Source organism: Burkholderia sp. S171, from assembly GCF_009766085.1.
In the GTDB taxonomy this organism is placed as follows: Bacteria; Pseudomonadota; Gammaproteobacteria; order Burkholderiales; family Burkholderiaceae; genus Caballeronia.
In genome coordinates, this window is record NZ_LMUF01000030.1 from 73,460 (window position 1) to 93,101 (window position 19,642).

The 19,642-nt window shown below is 58.0% G+C and carries 17 protein-coding genes; 10 read left to right on the forward strand and 7 right to left on the reverse strand.

Annotation, left to right across the window (positions count from 1 at the left end):
* Positions 1-821: 821 nt before the first annotated feature.
* Entirely contained in the window at positions 822-1,700 is an 879-nt protein-coding gene (locus tag GSQ93_RS14220) for a helix-turn-helix domain-containing protein (protein ID WP_158936326.1), read from the forward strand.
* A gap of 63 nt (positions 1,701-1,763) precedes the next feature.
* Here GSQ93_RS14220 and GSQ93_RS14225 read toward each other — a convergent pair whose 3' ends face one another.
* A complete protein-coding gene (locus GSQ93_RS14225; RefSeq protein WP_158936327.1) occupies positions 1,764-2,966 on the reverse strand; it encodes a pyridoxal phosphate-dependent aminotransferase in 1,203 nt (400 codons plus the stop codon).
* A gap of 361 nt (positions 2,967-3,327) precedes the next feature.
* On the opposite strand from GSQ93_RS14225, the gene GSQ93_RS14230 reads away from it, so the two are divergent.
* The 7 genes from GSQ93_RS14230 to GSQ93_RS14260 all read left to right on the forward strand — a co-directional run bounded on the left by GSQ93_RS14230 (position 3,328) and on the right by GSQ93_RS14260 (position 11,285).
* Entirely contained in the window at positions 3,328-5,013 is a 1,686-nt protein-coding gene (locus GSQ93_RS14230; protein WP_158936328.1) for a thiamine pyrophosphate-binding protein, read from the forward strand.
* The gene (locus GSQ93_RS14235) at positions 5,010-5,408 is read left to right on the forward strand and encodes an NIPSNAP family protein (RefSeq protein ID WP_254073876.1); all 399 of its coding nucleotides are present in this window, start codon (positions 5,010-5,012) and stop codon (positions 5,406-5,408) included. Before GSQ93_RS14230 ends, GSQ93_RS14235 begins: the two co-directional genes overlap by 4 nt.
* A gap of 35 nt (positions 5,409-5,443) precedes the next feature.
* Entirely contained in the window at positions 5,444-6,589 is a 1,146-nt protein-coding gene (locus GSQ93_RS14240) for a branched-chain amino acid ABC transporter substrate-binding protein (RefSeq protein WP_158936329.1), read from the forward strand.
* 1,009 nt (positions 6,590-7,598) lie between these two features.
* Entirely contained in the window at positions 7,599-8,549 is a 951-nt protein-coding gene (locus tag GSQ93_RS14245; RefSeq protein ID WP_158936330.1) for a branched-chain amino acid ABC transporter permease, read from the forward strand.
* Positions 8,550-8,564: 15 nt separating this feature from the next.
* The gene (locus GSQ93_RS14250) at positions 8,565-9,734 is read left to right on the forward strand and encodes an ABC transporter ATP-binding protein (protein ID WP_158936331.1); all 1,170 of its coding nucleotides are present in this window, start codon (positions 8,565-8,567) and stop codon (positions 9,732-9,734) included.
* A gap of 25 nt (positions 9,735-9,759) precedes the next feature.
* On the forward strand, positions 9,760-10,536 hold the full coding sequence (locus tag GSQ93_RS14255) for an ABC transporter ATP-binding protein (RefSeq protein WP_158936332.1): 777 nt from the start codon (positions 9,760-9,762) through the stop codon (positions 10,534-10,536).
* Between the two features lie 44 nt (positions 10,537-10,580).
* The gene (locus GSQ93_RS14260; protein ID WP_158936828.1) at positions 10,581-11,285 is read left to right on the forward strand and encodes an ABC transporter ATP-binding protein; all 705 of its coding nucleotides are present in this window, start codon (positions 10,581-10,583) and stop codon (positions 11,283-11,285) included.
* An 81-nt stretch (positions 11,286-11,366) separates the two neighbouring features.
* On the opposite strand, the gene GSQ93_RS14265 is transcribed toward GSQ93_RS14260, so the two are convergent.
* From GSQ93_RS14265 to GSQ93_RS14275, 3 genes are all read right to left on the reverse strand, one after another.
* Entirely contained in the window at positions 11,367-11,789 is a 423-nt protein-coding gene (locus tag GSQ93_RS14265; RefSeq protein ID WP_158936333.1) for a GNAT family acetyltransferase, read from the reverse strand.
* Positions 11,786-12,970 (reverse strand): acetylornithine transaminase, encoded by a 1,185-nt coding sequence (locus tag GSQ93_RS14270; protein ID WP_158936334.1) that lies wholly within the window; start codon positions 12,968-12,970, stop codon positions 11,786-11,788. The genes GSQ93_RS14265 and GSQ93_RS14270 overlap by 4 nt, the downstream gene beginning before the upstream one ends.
* A 310-nt stretch (positions 12,971-13,280) precedes the next feature.
* Positions 13,281-14,312: a CDP-6-deoxy-delta-3,4-glucoseen reductase gene (locus GSQ93_RS14275; protein ID WP_158936335.1), complete on the reverse strand. Its 1,032-nt coding sequence runs from the start codon at positions 14,310-14,312 to the stop codon at positions 13,281-13,283.
* Positions 14,313-14,371: 59 nt separating this feature from the next.
* Between GSQ93_RS14275 and GSQ93_RS14280 the strand changes: the two genes are divergently transcribed.
* Positions 14,372-15,508 (forward strand): NAD-dependent epimerase/dehydratase family protein, encoded by a 1,137-nt coding sequence (locus GSQ93_RS14280; protein WP_158936336.1) that lies wholly within the window; start codon positions 14,372-14,374, stop codon positions 15,506-15,508.
* On the opposite strand, the gene GSQ93_RS37615 is transcribed toward GSQ93_RS14280, so the two are convergent.
* From GSQ93_RS37615 to GSQ93_RS14290, 3 genes are all read right to left on the reverse strand, one after another.
* A complete protein-coding gene (locus tag GSQ93_RS37615; protein WP_031359874.1) occupies positions 15,474-15,650 on the reverse strand; it encodes a hypothetical protein in 177 nt (58 codons plus the stop codon). The genes GSQ93_RS14280 and GSQ93_RS37615 overlap by 35 nt on opposite strands.
* A gap of 121 nt (positions 15,651-15,771) precedes the next feature.
* On the reverse strand, positions 15,772-16,653 hold the full coding sequence (locus tag GSQ93_RS14285; protein ID WP_158936337.1) for an alpha/beta hydrolase: 882 nt from the start codon (positions 16,651-16,653) through the stop codon (positions 15,772-15,774).
* A gap of 143 nt (positions 16,654-16,796) precedes the next feature.
* On the reverse strand, positions 16,797-17,510 hold the full coding sequence (locus GSQ93_RS14290) for a pseudouridine synthase (protein WP_158936338.1): 714 nt from the start codon (positions 17,508-17,510) through the stop codon (positions 16,797-16,799).
* A 343-nt stretch (positions 17,511-17,853) separates the two neighbouring features.
* Here GSQ93_RS14290 and poxB point away from each other — a divergent pair, with 343 nt between their 5' ends.
* Entirely contained in the window at positions 17,854-19,575 is a 1,722-nt protein-coding gene (poxB, locus tag GSQ93_RS14295) for a ubiquinone-dependent pyruvate dehydrogenase (protein WP_158936339.1), read from the forward strand.
* Positions 19,576-19,642: the final 67 nt, after the last annotated feature.

Sequence of the window (19,642 nt, forward strand, 5' to 3'; positions counted from 1 at the left end):
GATGTGAATCGTCGATAAACCTCGTGAGTGTCAACGGGCCAAAGCGGCTGATAGGCCCGGCCAAAAAGGTATGCAGCTGGATGCTCTTTTATACAGTGGGGGCACGCCGTCACAACGCTGCCGGGGAATAGACGGGCGCTAAACGGATAGTCCCGATGCGATAGAAGTGAAGGTCGCATCTGGGGCGACAGGAGCGGGAACGTGGTAAGTCCAATTGTCCGCCCATGCCAGATATTTGGCTACGGCAGGTGAGCCGCGAGGCAAGCTGTTGGGCAAGTGGATATGAGAACGCGGAGAAAGCGAATGGCGGGCGGTAATAGCCCGCACAGGGGTTCAAGATTTGCCTCGACCTGAAAGGGTGCAGACTTCCGCGTGGTGCAGTTGTCGCAGGTCCACTTTTGAGATTCATCGAAGGGAAGCTTGTGAGAGACCGGTATGTCTACGGTTCAGCACCCTTCGTCTCAGCGATGAGGCGAATCAACAATGTGATATTTGCGAAGGGCTTGCGCGGTCTGGCAAGACCGGCGTCTATTCGACGTTTAATACTGTGCTCGAGCCGTATGCGGGGAAAGCTCGCACGTACGGTTCTTCGGGGGCCTCGTTGCCGAGAGGCAATGGGGCTACCCACTAACGAGATGAATTTAACCAGCTACTGTTGGTATCCGAAATCCGAGCCCAACCTCATACGTCGTGCGCAATCGCGCAGTGAACGCGCATACGAGGGAGGACAATGAGTCGAGAAATCCGTACACTAACCCCGAATCTAGTTCCGCTTCTGCAGCGACTTTTATCGCGGCTCAATATTCAACTTCGCTCCTGCCATGCTCAACTCCGACTTCCCAGTGTTTGCTAGTTCACGCTTCAGCGGTGACACAGGTAGCCCTGATTTTGATCTGGTCAGGCTAGAGAATCAACCAGACATTCCGCGTGAATTTCTGCACCGTCACGACTACTACCATTTGCTTTGGATGAGCGAGGTAGCGGGAACGCATCGGGTTGATTTCGAGATCTTCGAGGCACGCTCGAATTCGGTGTTCTTTATCTCTCCGGGCCAGTTACACTCGTGGACCTCAAGCGTCAAACCGCAAGGTTTTATCATTAATTTCAGCGTCGAATTTTTTGTGAAGATGTTCCCGCGCGCAGACGAGATAGCGAAATTCCCGTTTTTCCATATGACTTCCAATGCCCCCGTGCTGTATCTGGATCAGACACAGCATGACACGTTGCTATCTCTCGTGTTTGAAATGGAGCAGGAAATGCTTAGACAGGACGAAGCGCGCCTAGATATTGTTCGTTCGTATCTGCTGATTTTGCTAACGCGCCTGCGCCGCTGTTACCCCGAGCGTTCAACCGATCGCGCATCATCGCAAAACTACACCTTGGTAAGACGCTTCAACCTGCTAATTGAGCAGCAGTATCTCCATTATGGTCATTTGCGCAACTATGCACAGGAGTTGCATGTGACCGAGCGGACGTTAAACGACGCGGTAAAAAGAACGTTGGGCAAGACAGCGAGCGACCTAATTTACGAGCGTCTGGTTCTCGAAGCAAAGAGGCTGTTAAGCAATACAGATATGGCGATCTCTGAAATTGCCTATCAGCTTCATTTTGACGACCACGCCTATTTCAGCCGGTTCTTCAAAAAACGAACCCAGTTCACGCCGGTCGAGTTCAAGAAACGATACGGCCAACCGCGCTAACCGGGGATAGCCAGTGATAATTCTGCTCCGTAAGCAGAGTTGGCGCAACATGCCTTTGCGGAGTCAAGACAGCGAGGCGCAAAACCTGACGATCCGGTCACACCCTTCCTGAAGCGATTCAGTGCTGGCGGCGTAAGACAGTCTGAAATGACCATCGGTGCCGAACGCCGACCCTGGCACAACCGCGACCCCGGTATCCTCGAGTAGCGCGGAGACAAAATCCTTGTCGGTAGCGATCTGCTTGCCGTCGCGCGTGTTTTTGCCCAAGGCGTCATTGCATGAGGGAAAAACATAAAAAGCGCCTGAAGGAACCTGACACATCAGGCCACGTGCCTGGGAAAGGGCCTCTACGACTAGGTCGCGCCTTTTCTGGTAGATTTCACGCCGTGCGGTCAGACCGTCCTGATTTCCGTTCAATGCTTCCACCGCGGCCCATTGTGCGATGGAGCAGGCACCTGATGTCAAATGGCCCTGTACGATATCCATGGCTTTGATCAGTGCCTTGGGGCCCGCTGCGAATCCAATTCGCCAGCCGGTCATTGCGTAAGCCTTAGATACGCCGTTCATCGTCAATGTACGCTCGTAAAGCGCCGGTTCTACTTGGGCCATGGTCGAAAACGCTAGACCGTCGTAGACCAGATGTTCGTAAATGTCGTCGGCCAGAATTAAAACTTGCGGATGTCGCAAAAGCACGGCGGCCAGCGCTCGCAATTCGCTTCGGCTATAGGTGGCCCCGGTAGGATTAGTCGGCGAGTTGAATATTAGCCATTTCGTATTCGGTGTGATTGACGCGTCTAGTACCTCCGGCGTCATTTTGAATCCATTTTCGACTGTAGTGGGCGCAAAGACAGGCTGCGCGCCGCAGAAAGCCACAAGCTCCGGGTAGGAAACCCAGTAAGGCGTGGGGATGATAACTTCGTCACCAGGATTAAGGGTGGCCAATAACGCACTGGAAATGACCTGCTTGCCGCCACTCGACACAATGACCTGCGCCACCTCGTAATTTAATGCATTGTCCCGTTTGAATTTAGCAGCCACTGCCTCTCGTAGAGCGGGAATACCGCTCACTGGAGGGTACTTAGTTTTGCCATCTGCAATAGCTATTGCAGCGGCTCCCTTGATGTTGTCAGGTGTTTCAAAGTCCGGCTCGCCGTCACCCAAAGCGATCACGTCGAGACCAGCCGCGGCGAGTTCCCGAGCTTTTTGAGTGACTGCAATCGTACCAGAAGGTTTGACCCGCGAAAGGGCATGAGAAATAAAATTCACATTTTTCCTTGCAGTTTAAATCAGCGTTGTAGAGAGCCGACCCGGCGGCCTAGAGATGGGCAACCGCCACGCCAGCTTATTGAAGCTTAGTTGATCGGGCAATTCAAGCGGTAGTACGATTGTGAGACAGTCTGGTACTTTTCCGCATCTCAGCGGCTATCCTCCGCATTCCCGTATCTAAACGCGGCCTTGGCGCTGTTCCGCCATTCGTCACTGCGGTACCAGCTTGAACTTAAGGCGTGTCCCTTCCAAAAAGTACCAGCGTCCTTCGCAATCGTCCTACCGTCAGCGATCTTCCGTGAATTACAGTTTCACGATGCACTTCTCTAAGTGATCCTAACGCTGACCAAAAAACCCGCAAATGACCGATTCTCTAAAATTACACACCGGCGGCCAATTAGTCGTCGACGCCTTGCTCAGGCAGGGTACTGACACGATATTTTGCGTCCCCGGCGAAAGCTATCTCGATGTGCTGGATGCCCTCGGCGCCCAGCAAGACCGGGTACGCGTGGTGGCGTGCCGTCACGAAGGTGCTGCGGCATTCATGGCGGAAGCTCACGGCAAATTGACCGGAGAACCTGGGGTATGCATGGTGACCCGGGGACCCGGTGCGACTAACGCGAGCATCGGCGTGCATACCGCATTCCAGGACTCTACACCGATGATCTTATTGATCGGACAGGTAGCGCGCGACATGCTCGAGCGTGACGCATTTCAGGAAATTGACTACAGGCGCATGTTTGGACCGTTCGTCAAATGGGTGGCGCAGATCGACGACGTAGCGCGGATTCCCGAATTCATTGCGCGTGCTTTCTCCGTCGCAATGTCCGGACGGCCGGGGCCGGTGGTGCTCGCCTTACCCGAGGACATGCTGATCGATTCTGCTTTCCCGACACCCGTGCCGCGCGTGGAGGTCCCGGTATCACACCCGGCGCCGGTTGCGCTGGCGCGTCTCCGCGCACTTCTTGTCGCCGCACAACGGCCGCTGTTGTTGCTCGGCGGACCGGGGTGGGGTACCGCGGGCTACAACGCTATCAGGGAGTTTGCTGAAAGAAACGGCTTGCCAGTCGCTTCCGCGTTTCGGCGCCAGGATCTCTTCGACAATCGCCACGCCCAGTATGTCGGTGAAATAGGCATTGGCGTTAATCCTGAGTTGGCCTTAGCTTTACAGGAGGCCGATCTGGTAATCGCGGTAGGTACGCGACTCGGCGAGATCGTCAGCAGTGGCTACACGCTGCTCCAAGTACCGGTGCCGAATCAGCCGTTAATTCACGTTCTGTCCAGCCCTGAGGAACTCGGACGCGTGTACCAGCCGACACTCAAGGTGCTAAGCGGTCTTGATTCATTCGCCGTGGCTGCAGCGGCGCTAACGCCGGTCGATCCCATGCCCTGGTTCTCATGGACCGCCAAATTGCGCGGCAACTACCTTCGCTACATTGCGCCGTCGACGCCCCGTGGTGAGCTCGACCCGGCTCACGTCATTCAAACGTTAAGCGCCGCGCTCGCACCCGATGCGATCCTAACAAACGGTGCCGGTAACTACAGTGCATGGGCCCATCGCTACTATCAGTTTTCCCGCCTTCACACTCAACTCGCACCGACCAGCGGTGCAATGGGTTACGGGGTGCCGGCAGCAATCGCGGCCAAATTGAAACATCCATCACGACAAGTGGTCTGTCTCGCCGGTGACGGCTGTTTTTTGATGACATCACAGGAACTCGCTACAGTTCGGCGTCACGGACTCGCCATTGTGTTTATCGTCTTCAATAATGGCATGTACGGAACAATTCGGATGCACCAGGAAAGTAACTACCCTGGCCGGCCGATCGGAACCGATCTATTCAATCCCGATTTCGTGCTGTATGCCCAATCCTTTGGTCTTCACGCTGAGCGTGTGGAGAAAACCTCGGATTTCCCGCAAGCCTTACAGCGCGCACTTGCTTGGGACGGCTCAGCGCTTATCGAGTTGAAAATTGACCCCGAGATATTGACGCCGCGTACCACGTTGAGTGAAATTCGTGAAAAGGCGGTGCGGAGCTTAGCGTGAATCAGATCTCATCACCTTTTCCATCTCTCCTATTTAGATTTCGAGGTATTCGTACAGTGATCTACGACGTTCGTACTTACACATGTCGCCCCGGCACCCTGAAACGCCATCTGGCGCTTTACGCCGAACATGGCTTCGACACTCAGCGCCGTTATCTGGGCGAACCGCTCGCTTATTTGCAAACTGAAACGGGCAACGTCAATAGCTACACGCATATCTGGGTTTATGCCGACGTTGCTGACCGGGCGGCGAAACGCATGGCGTTACAGCGCGATCCCGCGTGGGTCGAGTATCTTGATAAAAGCTCGAGCGCTGCCTATTTGGTTTCACAGGACACGCGCTTGATGGTGCCTACGCCCTTTTTTAAATCGCCATTGTCTGCAGACATGGTTTGATGGCAATATTTTTTAAAATTGAATTGGAGATTTTAATGAAAATAAAAGCTCGCAGGCTTCTTGCGATCGTCGGTGCTTGCATGCTTGGAGTTGGCTTGACGTCACAGGCTTCGGCTCAGGTCATTGTAAAGATTGGTCACGCAGCGCCGCTGACCGGTGGCGTTGCTAATCTCGGAAAAGATAACGAAAACGGCGCGCGTCTCGCAATCGAGGAAATCAATGCAAAAGGTCTAGTGATCGGCGGCCAGAAAATCACGCTTGAATTGGATGCGGAAGACGACGCGGGCGACCCCCGCCAAGCCACGCAGGTCGCACAGAAATTGGTCGACGACCAAGTCGTGGCAGTCGTCGGGCACCTGAATTCGGGGACGTCCATTCCTGCTTCACAGATCTATAACGGCGCGGGTATCGTTCAAATTTCGCCTTCCGCAACTAATCCAATTTATACACTGCAAGGTTTCAAAACCGCCTACCGTTTGGTCGCGACCGATGCTCAACAAGGTCCGGCGCTGGCCAACTACGCGTCTAAAGCGCTGAAGTCAAGATCGGTAGCGATTGTTGACGACGCAACCGCATACGGTCAGGGTCTAGCAAATGAATTCGAAAAGCAGGCTAAGTCTAATGGCATGATCGTCCTGTCCCATGATGCAACGAACGACAAGGCAGTCGATTTCCGTTCCATTCTGACCAAGATCAAAGGTGAGCGGCCGGATATCATCATGTATGGTGGCGAGGACGCGACAGGTGGTCCTTTTGCTAAGCAGGCTCGGCAATTGGCAATAACGTCGAAGATATTGGGCGGCGACGGCATATGTCGGGACGGGCTGAAGGATCTAGCAGGCGACGCCACCAATCAGATCGTCTGCTCGGTGCCCGGAATGCCACTCGCGATGATGCAGGGCGGCCAAGCATTCGAGACCCGATATGAAAAGCGCTTCGGTCAGCCGACTCGGCTTTATGCCCCTTTTACCTACGATGCCGTAAATATCATCGTAGATGCCATGAAGCGAGCCAACTCGATAAAGCCCGCGATGATCTTGGAAAAAATGCCTACGACGGACTATGCGGGGGTGGTGGGTAGAACAATATTCGATGCACATGGCGACTTAAAGCACGGAGTGATTTCGTTGTATCACTTTGAAGGCGGCAAGAAAATGTTGTCGGAAGTTGAGAATATGTGATCGTCATAAATAGATTGTTGTTGTGCCACAGATAAATTTAACCACGCAATCTTTTAGTCGGCGAGGAAATTTATCTATCGCTTACCTCAGCATTCATAGCGGTCAAATTGAATGGAAGTCTGCTGCTCCGCTACGCCACTTGCGCGGGACACATGGAGCGGCATGTCTAATTAATCCTTCGAACGGCGATTTGATTGAGTCTTATTTGACGGCGCAAGGCTGAATCGCCGTAGCAAGCATCAGGACTTTCATGGCACACAGTCGACTCACTCGGCCGCCACCTTTTCGAACCGCATGCTGCATTTCCCGATATTAGTGCCAGGCAGGCTGGCTTGATAAGCGAAATGCTCGCAGGCTTTCCGATCGTGGATACCAAATTTCCGTGCGCTCGCATGCAAGAGAGCCTTCGTGAGCCATCCGTTGATCGAAAAATAACTACTACAAATGTCATATGGTCGATGGCGAGCGGCCAATGACAATGCACCGCAAGCAGTTGTTTTTCCGCAGGCGTCCCTTGCGAATTGTAGGACGTGCCCCTATTAAAATGTTTTTGGGGAAGATGCGTGCAATTGCTAAAACATGCAGACTACTTAGCAGCGCGCGGTGTATCGGATTCGACAGGTAAGCTTTATGCGAGCCAAGCAGTCACCGGGACCGATTTACGATTTACCAATCGTGCGCCAGCCGCAGCAGTGCGCGACTTGCAATAGACAATTTGCATACTAGAAATCCTCCTTTATTGCCCACAGCCCGGTCAAACTTTAAATACGTTTTATACAATGAGCATTACGTTTGGCTGGCGGCGATGACGTGTGAACGATAGACAAATTTTCTCGTGAAACTATCCAGGCTATCGGCAATCCTAACGACGGTTAAAGAAACGCAAACTAAATGGATATGAATTGCGCGCCGAAAACGATCAGCGCCTTAGCGGATTGTTCCGACAAACGGGACAGTCGATATAACGACGGATGCGGCTGCATTGTGCGGCCAGTTGGGGGACATGAGCATGGACATTTTCATTCAACAGTTTCTAAATGGGCTGGTGCTTGGCAGCGTCTACGCCATCATCGCGTTGGGTTACACGATGGTGTACGGGATTCTCGGCATCATCAACTTCGCTCACGGGGACGTGCTGATGGTCGGCGCCATGGTTGCGTTGTCTGCCATCGGCGTCATGCAGAACCATTTCCCGGGCATGCCGTTATCGTTGGTACTGGTCATCGCGCTACTGGTGGCCGCTGTCGTCTGCGCGTTGGTCGGCTATACCATCGAACGCGTGGCTTACCGGCCCTTGCGTAAGGCGCCGCGTCTGGCTCCGCTGATTACGGCTATCGGCGTATCCATTCTTCTGCAGACGCTGGCCATGATGATCTGGGGCCGCAATCCGCTGGCCTTCCCGCAACTGCTGCCGACCGATCCGATCAACGTGATCACCGCAACCGCCGATCGTCCGGGCGCCGTTATTTCGATGACGGAAATCGTGATCATCGTGGTGGCGTTCCTCGTGATGGGTGGCCTGCTGCTGCTCGTGCACAAGACGAAACTCGGCCGCGCCATGCGCGCCATTGCCGAGAATCCGGGCGTCGCGAGCCTGATGGGGGTCAACCCTAACTTCGTGATCTCCGCGACCTTCATGATCGGCTCCGCGCTCGCGGCGCTCGCCGGTGTGATGATCGCCTCCGAATACGGCAACGCGCACTTCTACATGGGCTTTATCCCCGGGTTGAAGGCGTTCACGGCGGCGGTGCTGGGAGGGATCGGCAACCTGGGCGGTGCGATGGTGGGCGGCGTGCTGCTCGGCCTGATCGAACAGCTCGGTGCCGGGTATATCGGCAATTTGACCGGCGGTGTGTTTGGCAGTAACTACCAGGACGTGTTCGCTTTCATCGTGCTGATCATCGTGCTGGTGTTCCGTCCGTCCGGCCTGCTCGGCGAACGTGTCGCAGATCGCGCTTAAAAGGGAGAGACAAGAATGACTTCAATTCAACCGATCGAGCCGTCGACCACGCTCATCCCTGAAAGAAAAACGGCGAAGAACTACGCTGTCACGGTGCTCGTTACCGTACTCGTGGTGCTCGCACCGATGATAATCGGCGCGGCCGGCGGCAACTACTGGGTCCGCGTGCTCGACTTCGCGATGCTGTACGTGATGCTGGCACTCGGTCTTAACGTGGTGGTGGGTTTTGCCGGCCTGCTGGACTTGGGCTATATCGCGTTCTATGCGGTGGGCGCGTATGTGGCGGCCTTGCTCTCTTCGCCGCAACTGACCACGCAGTTCGAGTGGATAGCGCACTTGTTCCCTGGCGGGCTGCATGCGCCGTTCTGGGTCATCGTGCCGTGCGCGATGGCGCTGGCGGCCACCTTCGGCGTGTTGCTCGGCGCACCGACGCTGCGTCTGCGCGGCGACTACCTCGCTATCGTGACCTTGGGCTTCGGGGAAATCGTCCGGATCTTCATGAACAACCTGGATCGTCCGATCAACATCACGAACGGGCCGAAGGGGATTACGGGCGTTGATCCGGTGTCGCTGTTTGGTTTCGATTTATCGAAGTCCCATTCGTTGTTCGGGTTCAACTTTCCCTCGGTCTACAACTATTACTACCTGTTCGTGCTGTGTTCGCTGTTCGTGATCTTCGTGTGCGTACGCTTGCAGCATTCGCGTATTGGCCGCGCGTGGGCCGCGATCCGCGAAGACGAAATCGCCGCCAAGGCGATGGGCATCAACACCCGTAACGTGAAACTGCTGGCCTTCGCGATGGGCGCGTCGTTCGGCGGTTTGTCGGGTGCGATGTTCGGTACGTTCCAGGGCTTCGTGTCGCCGGAATCGTTCACGTTCTGGGAGTCCATCGTCGTGCTGGCCTGCGTGGTGCTCGGCGGGATGGGCCACATTCCGGGCGTGATCCTGGGCGCGGTGCTGCTCGCCGTGTTCCCCGAATTCCTGCGCTCGACCATGGGTCCGCTGCAGAACTTCGTCTTCGGTCATCAGATCGTGGACACCGAAGTTATCCGCCAGTTGCTCTACGGTCTCGCGATGGTGCTGATCATGCTGTATCGCTCGGAAGGCCTGTGGCCGTCGCCGAAACACGAAGACAAGATCGCGAAGATTGCGAAGCGCGCTGGCAAGAAGCCGGTACGCGCCTGAGCCCCGAGAGAGCGGAGAAAAAACAATGAGCGATAAACCCATTCGACTGTCCGTGAAGGGCGTGAACAAGCGCTTCGGCGGCTTGCAGGCATTGAACGAAGTTGGCCTGGAAATCAGGGAGGGCGAGATCTATGGTTTGATCGGCCCGAATGGCGCAGGCAAGACCACGTTCTTCAACGTGATCACGGGCCTGTACACGCCGGATTCGGGCTCGTTCGTGCTCGACGGTACGCCGTACACGCCGACCGCCGTGCATCAGGTGGCCAAGGCAGGCATCGCGCGTACCTTCCAGAACATTCGTCTGTTCGGCGGCATGACGGCGCTCGAGAACGTGATGGTCGGACGCCACGTGCGCACGAAGCATGGCTTGATCGGCGCGGTGTTGCAGACGCCGTCCGAGCGCCGTGAAGAGAAGGAAATCAAGGAGCGCGCGCTGGAGTTGCTGGAGTATGTGGGCGTGCTGCAATACGCGGACTACACGTCGCGCAACCTGTCGTACGGGCACCAGCGCCGCCTGGAAATTGCACGTGCGCTCGCCACTGATCCGAAGCTGCTCGCACTCGATGAACCCGCCGCCGGCATGAACGCGACGGAGAAGGTCGAACTCACGCGCCTGCTCGACAAGATTCGGGGCGACGGCCGCACGATCCTCTTGATCGAACACGATGTGAAACTGGTGATGGGATTGTGCAACCGGATGACGGTGCTCGATTACGGCAAGGTGATCGCCGAGGGTCTGCCGCAGGACGTGCAGAAGGATCCGAAGGTGATCGAGGCTTATCTCGGGGCAGGGGTTCACTGATGGCTACGATGAATGGTGCGAACGCGAATGGTGCGAACGGCGCAATGCTGAAGATCAAGGGCCTGCAGGTCAGCTATGGCGGCATTCACGCCGTCAAGGGCGTGGACCTGGAAGTTGGCCAAGGCGAACTCGTGACGCTGATCGGTGCGAACGGCGCGGGCAAGACGACTACGATGAAAGCCATCACCGGTCTGAAGGCGTATTCGGCGGGCGAGATTGAATACATGGGCCAGTCGATCAAGGGCGTGCCCTCGCATGAATTGCTCAAGCGCGGCCTCGCGATGGTGCCGGAAGGGCGGGGCATTTTTGCGCGCATGTCGATTCTTGAAAACATGCAGATGGGCGCGTACTTGCGTAACGACAAGGACGAAATCGATAAAGACACCGACCGCATGTTCGGCTTCTTTCCGCGGCTGAAAGAGCGGGCGGCGCAGTATGCGGGCACGTTGTCGGGTGGTGAACAGCAGATGCTGGCGATGGCGCGTGCGCTGTTGTCGAGGCCGAAGCTGTTGCTGCTCGACGAACCGTCGATGGGTCTCTCGCCGATCATGGTCGAGAAGATCTTTGAGGTCGTGCGCGAGATTTCTTCTGAAGGCCTGACCGTGTTGCTGGTCGAGCAGAACGCACGGCTCGCGTTGCAGGCGGCGAATCGTGGCTACGTGATGGATTCGGGTCTGGTCACCATGTCGGGTGACGCGAAGACCATGCTGGATGATCCGAAGGTCCGGGCAGCTTATCTGGGCGAATGAGTGGACGAGTGATCGGAGTTCGATGAAAGAAAAAGCCGCATGCCTTTGAAGGGCGTGCGGCTTTTTCAATTTATTGCTCGTTTAAAGCCGCTTGCCGAAACTGACGACCTCATCCATCTGATAACCGAGCTTTGCGTAAAACGCCTGCGTCTCAGGCTTGTTCGCCATGATCTGCAAATTCAGCTTCGGACATCCGATAGCGGCTAGCGCGCGCTCTGCGTGCTGAACCAGCGCGCGGGCGTAACCATTCCCGCGTTGATCCTCGGCTACCGCGAGCGAATACATCCATCCGCGATGCCCGTCGTAGCCCACCATCACCGTTCCGATCAGACGCTCTGCCAGCAAGCCGACGAAGAAAAACTCCGGCTGCATGGCGAGCTTGTTTCGAATCGATAAACGCGGATCGCGCTGCGGTTTGCCCGGCGTAGCGTATTCCGGAAACGCCTGCGCCCAGAGCGCGAGCACGTCCTGCGTGTCGCGCTCATCGAAGATCCGGATGATCACAGCGCGTCCAGGATGGACCGCAGCATTGACATCATCTGGTCGATCTCGTCCTTCGTCACGTTCAGCGCCGGCATGAAGCGCAGCAGGTTCGGCCGCGCTGCATTGAGCAGCAAACCATCCGGTCCCATGTCGCGTGCCATTTCGACAATCTTCGGACCGTTGTCGTTGTTGAGCAGCAACGCGCGCAGCAAACCTTCGCCACGTTCGCCGTTAAAGCCGCGTTCTTCCGACAGATGCAACAACTGCGCCTTCAGATACTCGCCGCGCTCACGCACGCCTTCGAGGAAACCCGGCGCCGTCAGTTGCGAAATCACCGAAAAGCCCGCGGCCGTCATCAGCGGATTGCCGTTGTACGTGCCACCCTGGTCACCAGGTTCGAAGCACGCCACTTCCTTGGTCGAGAGCAGCGCGGCCAGCGGCACACCGCCGCCAATGCCTTTGCCCAGGGTCATGATGTCCGGCTCCACGCCCGACAATTCATACGCGAACAAGGTGCCGGCCCGGCCGCAACCACTTTGCACTTCATCGACGATCATCAGCAATCCATGTTTCTTCGTCAGCGCGCGCAGAGCCTGCATGAACTCGCGCGTGGCCGGGATCACACCGCCTTCGCCCTGGATAGGTTCAAGCATGACGCCGACGGTTTTATCAGTGATGAGTTTTTCCACCGACGCGATGTCGTTCAGGTCAGCCTTCGGAAAGCCCGGCACTTGCGGTGCATAAATGGTGTCCCAGCCCGGCTTGCCGCTCGCCGACATGGTTGCCAAGGTCCGGCCGTGGAAGCTGTGATCGAAGGTGATGATCTCGTACGCGCCGCCCTTGAACTTCTTGCCCCACTTGCGCGCGAGCTTGATCGCGCCTTCGTTGGCTTCGGCGCCGCTGTTGGCGAAGAACACTTTGTCGAAGCAGCTATTTGCGGTCAGCAAGCCGGCGAGCTGGGCCATCGGCGCGTTGTAGAACGCTGGCGACGGGTTGATGAGCGTGCGAGCCTGTTTGTCCATGGCTTCGATCATGCCGTCGTTGCAATGACCCAGACTATTCACCGCCCAGCCCTGGATGAAGTCGAGGTATCGCTTCTCGTTGTTGTCGTAGAGCCAGGAACCCTTGCCGTGCGTGAACACGATCTCAGGACGGTTCGTGATGAACATCAGCGATTCGACGGGATACTCTTGGAAATTCATGACGGCGGGCTCCACGAAAACATCAGGTAAAAGGTGGCGAGATAAAAAACCGAACCAACAATGCAAAAAGCCACGGAATTCCGTGGCTTCATAGTGGCGAAGTGTGCGCTGGTTCGAAAACTCAAGCGCCAATCCGTGACGAGCCAGCGGCATCCCTATGGGAGCGGCGAGCGGCGACGTCGAAGAGTGGCGTAAATTTTGAGCATTCGCGAAGAATACGATACGAAGTTCCTGCGTGTAAACCATGGCGGCCCGATTTTTTTGTCGAGCCGCCACACTCGCACGCAGTAGTGCGCCTAAACCGGCGTTCTTAAACCGGATTGGCGAGATCCGCCGCGCTGGTGAACGAGTCGGCGTAGAACTCGTCCTCCGGCAAGCGGTGGTGACTCGTGAAATCGCGTTGCGCGGATTCCACCATCACCGGCGCGCCACAGGCGTACACCTGATACGCGCTCAAGTCTGGCAGATCTTCAATGACAGCACGATGAACAAAACCCGTGCGGCCGGTCCAGGCGTCGCTTGCATCGGGTTCCGACAGCACCGGCACGAACGAGAAGTTCGGCACGTCCTTCGCCCATTGTTCCGCCATGTCCATCATGTAAAGGTCTTGCTTGCGGCGGCCGCCCCAATAAAGTGTCATGGGCCGGTTCAGGTTCTTGAACACCGCATGTTCGATAATCGCCTTGATCGGCGCGAAGCCCGTGCCGGAAGCGAGCAGCACGATGGGCTTCTCGGAATCTTCACGCAGGAAGAACGTCCCAAGCGGGCCTTCGAAGCGCAAGATGTCGCGCTCTTTCATGGGTCCGAACACGTGGTCCGTGAACGTGCCGCCCGGCATGTGGCGAACGTGCAGTTCGATCGGGCCTTCGTGGTGCGGCGGGCTCGCCATCGAATAGCTGCGACGCTTGCCGTCTTTCAGGATGAATTCGATGTATTGGCCGGCGAGGTACTGCAGCCGTTCGTTGGCCGGCAATTGCAGCTTGAGTTCAATGACGTCGGTCGCCTTGCGTTCCAGCGCGTTCACGCGGCAAGGCAGCTTCTTGACCTGGATGTCGCCTACACCGGCCACTTCGCGTACGTCGACCGTCAGGTCGCCCTTGGCGGTCGCGCAACAGAGCAGGGCCATGCCGCGGGTTTTTTCGTCGTTGGACAACGCTGACGACGAATGCGGCGCCTGCTCGACCTCACCGGAGACGATCGTGCCTTTACATGAGCCGCAGGCTCCGTTCTTGCAGCCGTAGGGAAGACCGATGCCCTGACGCAGGGCGGCGAGCAGCACCGCTTCGTCGGGTTCTACCTGAAACTGCCGGCCGCTTTGCCGGAGCGTAACGTTGAAAGCCATAGATCCTGGATGCGTTGGATGGAACAAATGCAAAAGCTGTCGCGGCTACAATCGACAGCATGATCGCCACTCGAAAACTACGCCGCGCGCGTGTGCTAATTGCCGGTTGCGGCGATGTCGGCCTGCGTTGCGTGCCGCTTCTTGCTCACCGAGCCGCCGCGCCTCGCGTGATCGCACTCTCAAGTCAACCCGCTCGCACGGCAGAATTGCGTGCCGCCGGCACAACACCACTCATTGCCAACCTGGACGAGCGCCGCAGTCTGCGGCGGCTGGCCGGTCTCGCATCCACGGTGCTGCATCTTGCGCCGCCCCAGAAAACCGGCGACGACGACAGCAGGACCCGTGCGCTGATTGCTGCGTTGACTGCGCCGCGGCGTTCCGTTGCGCGCATGGCGATCAGCGCTGTGGCCCGTCAGCGAGCGTGGCGCGGATGGTTTCGCGCGTCCTTCAAGAACAGCGTGCCAGCGGCCGTCAGATTGGGCGTCGGGATCAGCGTCAAAACACACGCCAAAGCCATAAAACGAGCATCTATTGTACCCGACCGGGTTTCGAGCGCCGCCGCGCGACGGCCGCCAATCCGCCTGATCTATGCGAGCACGTCGGGCGTTTATGGCGACTGTGGCGGGGCGTGGATTGATGAGACGCGCCCGGTCAGGCCGGACAACGCGCGTGCGAAACGACGGGTATCGGCGGAAACGCAATTGCGGCGCGCTACGCGGCGGGGCGCGCTGAGTGCATCGATTGTGCGGATTCCCGGTATCTACGCCGGCAACCGCCTGCCGCTGGCTCGCCTGCATAAGGGAACGCCGGCGCTCGCGCCGGCCGACGATGTGTACACCAACCATATCCACGCCGATGACCTCGCCGCTATTCTCGTGCTCGCGATCCGGCGGGCGCGGCCGCAGCGCGTCGTGCATGCATCGGATGACAGCGACTTGCGCATGGGGGATTATTTCGACCTGATTGCCGATGCGTTCGGCTTGCCGCGCGCGCCCCGTGTTTCGCGCGAGCAGGCCGAGGCGCAACTCGAGCCGATGATGCTCTCGTTCATGCGCGAATCGCGACGTCTGCAGAACACCCGGCTGCGAGACGAAATGCGTTACGCGCTGCGTTACCCGAGCATCGACGACTTTCTGCGCCAGGCTAACGTTCATCCAGCCGTCACATCAGAACCGGTAGCGTCTCCAGCAGGATGAAGCACAGCAAGGCCCCGATCAGCGCGCCAATCAGGTTGGGTTGATAGCGATGGCGCAGATGCATCGTCACCAGCAATCCGACGATAAACAACACGCTGATCGCCACGAACGCAATCATTGCAATGGTCATGTGAGCGGCCATGGTGGCCCTCCTGCTTCTTTTAATAGTCGTGTAAGAAGTATAGATTTACGTCGTAAGAAAGGCATGCTGCAGTGCGGCGTCAGCGTGCTGTGTTAACACCTATTGAATTGCCTCGGCGCCGTTACGCTCCGCTTAAATGCGAGTCGATGAACGCCGATACATCGGCAAGCACCGTTGAGCGTCCGCGCAACGGCAACGCCAGCGCCGAAACAATGCGGATATGGCTGAAGCCGTCGTAATGCTTTACCTCCACCGAGTCGCCGTGTTTGCGCAGCATGGCCGCCAGACGGTCGGTGTTGCCGGGATCGACGACGGTGTCGTCCGTGCCGGCCGCGAGGAACATGGGCGGCTCGTGGCCGGTGACGTAGTTGATCGGCTGGCTCTCGGCACGCGTGCCTGCCGGAAAGACGTCGAGTAGCGTGCGGTCCTTGATTGGCAGGAAATCGTAAGGTCCGGCCAGACCGATCACCCCGCGCAAGTCGGCCTTCGACATCGATTGCGAAGCGAGATAACGCGGATCGGTCGCGATCAGCGCGGCAAGATGAGCGCCCGCTGAATGGCCCATTACAAAAAGCCGCGACGGATCGCCGCCGAATTCATGCGCATGATCGCGGGTCCAGCGAGCGGCGGCCGCCGCATCATTCACAAAGCCCGGGAACGCCGTTTCCGGATACGTGCGGTAGTCCGGCAGCACGGCCACATAACCGCGCGACGTTAACGCCTGTGCGACAAACAAATAATTGCCACGATCGCCGTTCTGCCAGCTTCCGCCGTAGAAAAAGACGACAACCGGGCGCGGCCCGATACTCGCCGCGGCGGCGGGCACGTAGACATCGAGTACCTGGCGCGGATCGCTTCCATACGCGATATCTGACGTTTTCCGGTAACCACCCGACGGGATGGTGGCGTTCAAAAGTTTGACGGGACTACAGGCGGCGAGCGCCGCAGCGCCAAGACTGGCAAGACCGAATGTCACGATGCGGCGTTTTTGTTGTGCGGGCATAAATGTCCAAAAGCAGGGGATGCCACTTCTACGCTCGGAGCGCCCGGATGGATGCAGCGCGCCGCGTTGGCCTGATGGAGACGTTAAACCCGCCGTGACCGCGACTTAGCGCGCTGTCGCACGAATAGGGCGCAAGAGGCGCGTCAGCAATGCCTGAGCAGGGCGAGGTCTGCTACATCCAGCCAGCGCCATTGGCCTTCGGCTAGCTCATCGGGCAGAGCAAACCCGCCAATACGCTCCCGATGCAATTTCTCGACGCGGTTTCCCGCTGCTGCGACCATCCGCTTCACCTGGTGATACTTGCCTTCGAGCACCGAAAGCTCGAGTTGCCTTTCGTCGCGTTGTTCAGCGCTAACGGCCGCGATTGGCTGCGACTCGCCATGCAGCAAGACGCCGTCACGCAATGCCGAGAGTTGCGCATCGTCCAGTGGATGGCGGGTGGTCGCGAGATATACCTTCGGTACCTTGCGTTTCGGTGAGGTGAACGCATGCACGAACGCGCCGTCATCGGAGAGGAGCAGAAGACCGGTCGTGTCCTGATCCAGACGTCCTACGCATTGCACGCCGCGCTCCGTCAACTGCGGCGGCAATAGGTGAAAGACGCTCAGGTGATGCTGCGGATCGCGTGAGCATTCGTAGCCCGGTGGCTTGTTCAACGCCAGATACGCTTTTTCCCGATACCGCCATGTCGCGCCATCGACTTGAAACTCGAACGAGGCAAGCGCGTCGGACGCGATGTCGAGCGCGGCATCGGCACACGGCGAGCCCGCGATGGACACGCGGCCATCGGCTATAAGCGCGCGGCATTGGCGGCGCGAGCCGAAACCCTGCGTGAAGAGAATGCGTTCGAGATCCATCAGGGCGGTTCTTGGCTCAGGCAGAAAGAAGGGACGCACATTCTAGCAACCGGCGTGCTTCGATCCCTCGCGACGATTGCCAGAACGAGGGCGGTGCGGATTCCCATGGGTTCGTGCCGCTTCGCGCAGTTTCCTTGTACGCTCACGCAATCACCGTCTGCATACATCGCCGGCCATTCGTAAAACGCGCCGATTAAGGTTTTTTCATAATTGATCCCCTGCATGACGTTTATGCTTTCGCTTTGAGCCGTTTCGACCTGTCGCACGCGTATGACGATTGCATGCCGACGACTCGGCATGCAATCGACCACTCCGATCTCTCTTTTCACCCAAGGAGCAGGACATGGCAAGAAACACGGTTGCGGAATTTTTGGCGAGGACGCTGGCGGCAGCAGGCGTCGAACGTATCTGGGGCGTGACGGGTGACAGCCTGAACGGGCTCGCCTATAGCCTGGAGCAGCTCGGCTCCATTCGATGGATGCACACTCGGCACGAAGAGGTAGCCGCGTTCGCAGCAGGCGCCGACGCCGCATCCACAGGCAAGCTTGCCGTGTGCGCCGGCAGTTGCGGCCCGGGCAACCTGCACCTGATCAATGGCTTGTATGACTGCCACCGTAATCAGCAGCCGGTGCTGGCGATTGCCGCGCATATTCCATCGACGGAAATCGGATTGGGCTACTTCCAGGAAACGCATCCGACCGCGCTGTTCAAGGAATGCAGCCATTACGTGGAGCTTGTGTCGAGCGCCGCCCAGTTCCCCCGGGTGCTCGCCCGCGCGATGCGCACGGCGATCGAAGAGCGGGGCGTCGCGGTGATCGTGCTGCCCGGCGATGTCGCGTTGAGCGACGCGCCCGCGGAAAAGCCGGGCTGGTCCGCAACGGGGCCGTCGACCATCCTGCCGTCGGACATCGATATCGACCGGCTCGCGGCCATGCTGAACGACTCGGAAGCGGTGACGCTAATGTGCGGCAGCGGCACCGCGGGCGCGCACGACGAAGTGGTCGCGCTCGCGGACATGCTGGGCGCACCGGTCGTCCACGCAATGCGCGGCAAGCAGTTCATCGAATGGGACAACCCGTATGACGTCGGCATGACGGGGCTGATCGGCTTCAGCTCCGGCTATCACGCGATGATGTCGTGCGACACGCTGCTCCTGCTCGGCTGCGATTTCCCCTACCGGCCGTTCTATCCCACCGACGCCAAGATCATCCAGGTCGATTGGCGCGGCTCGAAGCTCGGCGCGCGCGCACCGCTCGCGCTTGGGCTGGTAGGCACGGTCAAGGAGACGGTCGCGGCGGTCCTGCCGAAGCTCACGCGCAAGTCCGACCGCAAGTTCATCGATACCGCCCGCAAGCATTATGCGGAGGCGCGCAAAGGGCTCGACGAACTCGCCACGCCGTCTGGCCCCGGCAAGGCGATCCACCCGCAATACCTGACGAAGCTCATTGACGAAGCCGCCGCCGAGGACGCCATCTTCACCGCCGATGTCGGCACGCCGACCGTCTGGGCTGCGCGTTACCTCACGATGAACGGCAAACGTCAGCTTCACGGCTCGTTCAACCACGGCTCCATGGCAAACGCGATGCCCCAGGCGCTCGGCGCACAGGGCGCGAATCCGGGGCGTCAGGTGATTTCGCTCTCAGGCGACGGCGGGTTATCGATGCTCCTGGGCGACTTGCTCAGCGCCCGCCAACTCAACCTGCCGATCAAAGTGGTGGTTTATAACAACAGTTTGCTCGGCTTCGTTTCAATGGAGCTCAAGGCCGCCGGATACCTCGATACCAACGTCGATCTGGCCAAAACGGACTTCGCGGCTATCGCCCAGGGTGCAGGCATTTTCAGCATCCGGGTGGAGGAGTCCGAGGACATCGCAGAGGCGCTGCAGAAGGCTTTCGCTTATCCGGGGCCGGCGCTCGTGGACGTGGTGACGTCAAAGCATGAGCTGGCGATGCCGCCGAAAGTGGAGCTGGCGCAGGCGAAAGGCTTCAGCCTCTACATGCTGCGAGCGATCCTGAACGGTCGCGGCGACGAGATCGTGGAACTTGCCAAGACCAATTTTCGATAGGAATATTCTGAATTCGTTGAAATTCCATGCATTTCGAACAACAATGCGGTGCTGCAATCGATTCATA

Coding starts and splice junctions, on each gene's coding strand:
- GSQ93_RS14220 (WP_158936326.1), top strand. CDS start 822: ATGCTCAACTCCGACTTCCCAGTGTTTGCTAGTTCACGCTTCAGCGGT.
- GSQ93_RS14230 (WP_158936328.1), top strand. CDS start 3,328: ATGACCGATTCTCTAAAATTACACACCGGCGGCCAATTAGTCGTCGAC.
- GSQ93_RS14240 (WP_158936329.1), top strand. CDS start 5,444: ATGAAAATAAAAGCTCGCAGGCTTCTTGCGATCGTCGGTGCTTGCATG.
- GSQ93_RS14245 (WP_158936330.1), top strand. CDS start 7,599: ATGGACATTTTCATTCAACAGTTTCTAAATGGGCTGGTGCTTGGCAGC.
- GSQ93_RS14250 (WP_158936331.1), top strand. CDS start 8,565: ATGACTTCAATTCAACCGATCGAGCCGTCGACCACGCTCATCCCTGAA.
- GSQ93_RS14255 (WP_158936332.1), top strand. CDS start 9,760: ATGAGCGATAAACCCATTCGACTGTCCGTGAAGGGCGTGAACAAGCGC.
- GSQ93_RS14260 (WP_158936828.1), top strand. CDS start 10,581: ATGCTGAAGATCAAGGGCCTGCAGGTCAGCTATGGCGGCATTCACGCC.
- GSQ93_RS14270 (WP_158936334.1), bottom strand. CDS start 12,970: ATGAATTTCCAAGAGTATCCCGTCGAATCGCTGATGTTCATCACGAAC.
- GSQ93_RS14275 (WP_158936335.1), bottom strand. CDS start 14,312: ATGGCTTTCAACGTTACGCTCCGGCAAAGCGGCCGGCAGTTTCAGGTA.
- GSQ93_RS14280 (WP_158936336.1), top strand. CDS start 14,372: ATGATCGCCACTCGAAAACTACGCCGCGCGCGTGTGCTAATTGCCGGT.
- GSQ93_RS37615 (WP_031359874.1), bottom strand. CDS start 15,650: ATGGCCGCTCACATGACCATTGCAATGATTGCGTTCGTGGCGATCAGC.
- GSQ93_RS14285 (WP_158936337.1), bottom strand. CDS start 16,653: ATGCCCGCACAACAAAAACGCCGCATCGTGACATTCGGTCTTGCCAGT.
- GSQ93_RS14290 (WP_158936338.1), bottom strand. CDS start 17,510: ATGGATCTCGAACGCATTCTCTTCACGCAGGGTTTCGGCTCGCGCCGC.
- poxB (WP_158936339.1), top strand. CDS start 17,854: ATGGCAAGAAACACGGTTGCGGAATTTTTGGCGAGGACGCTGGCGGCA.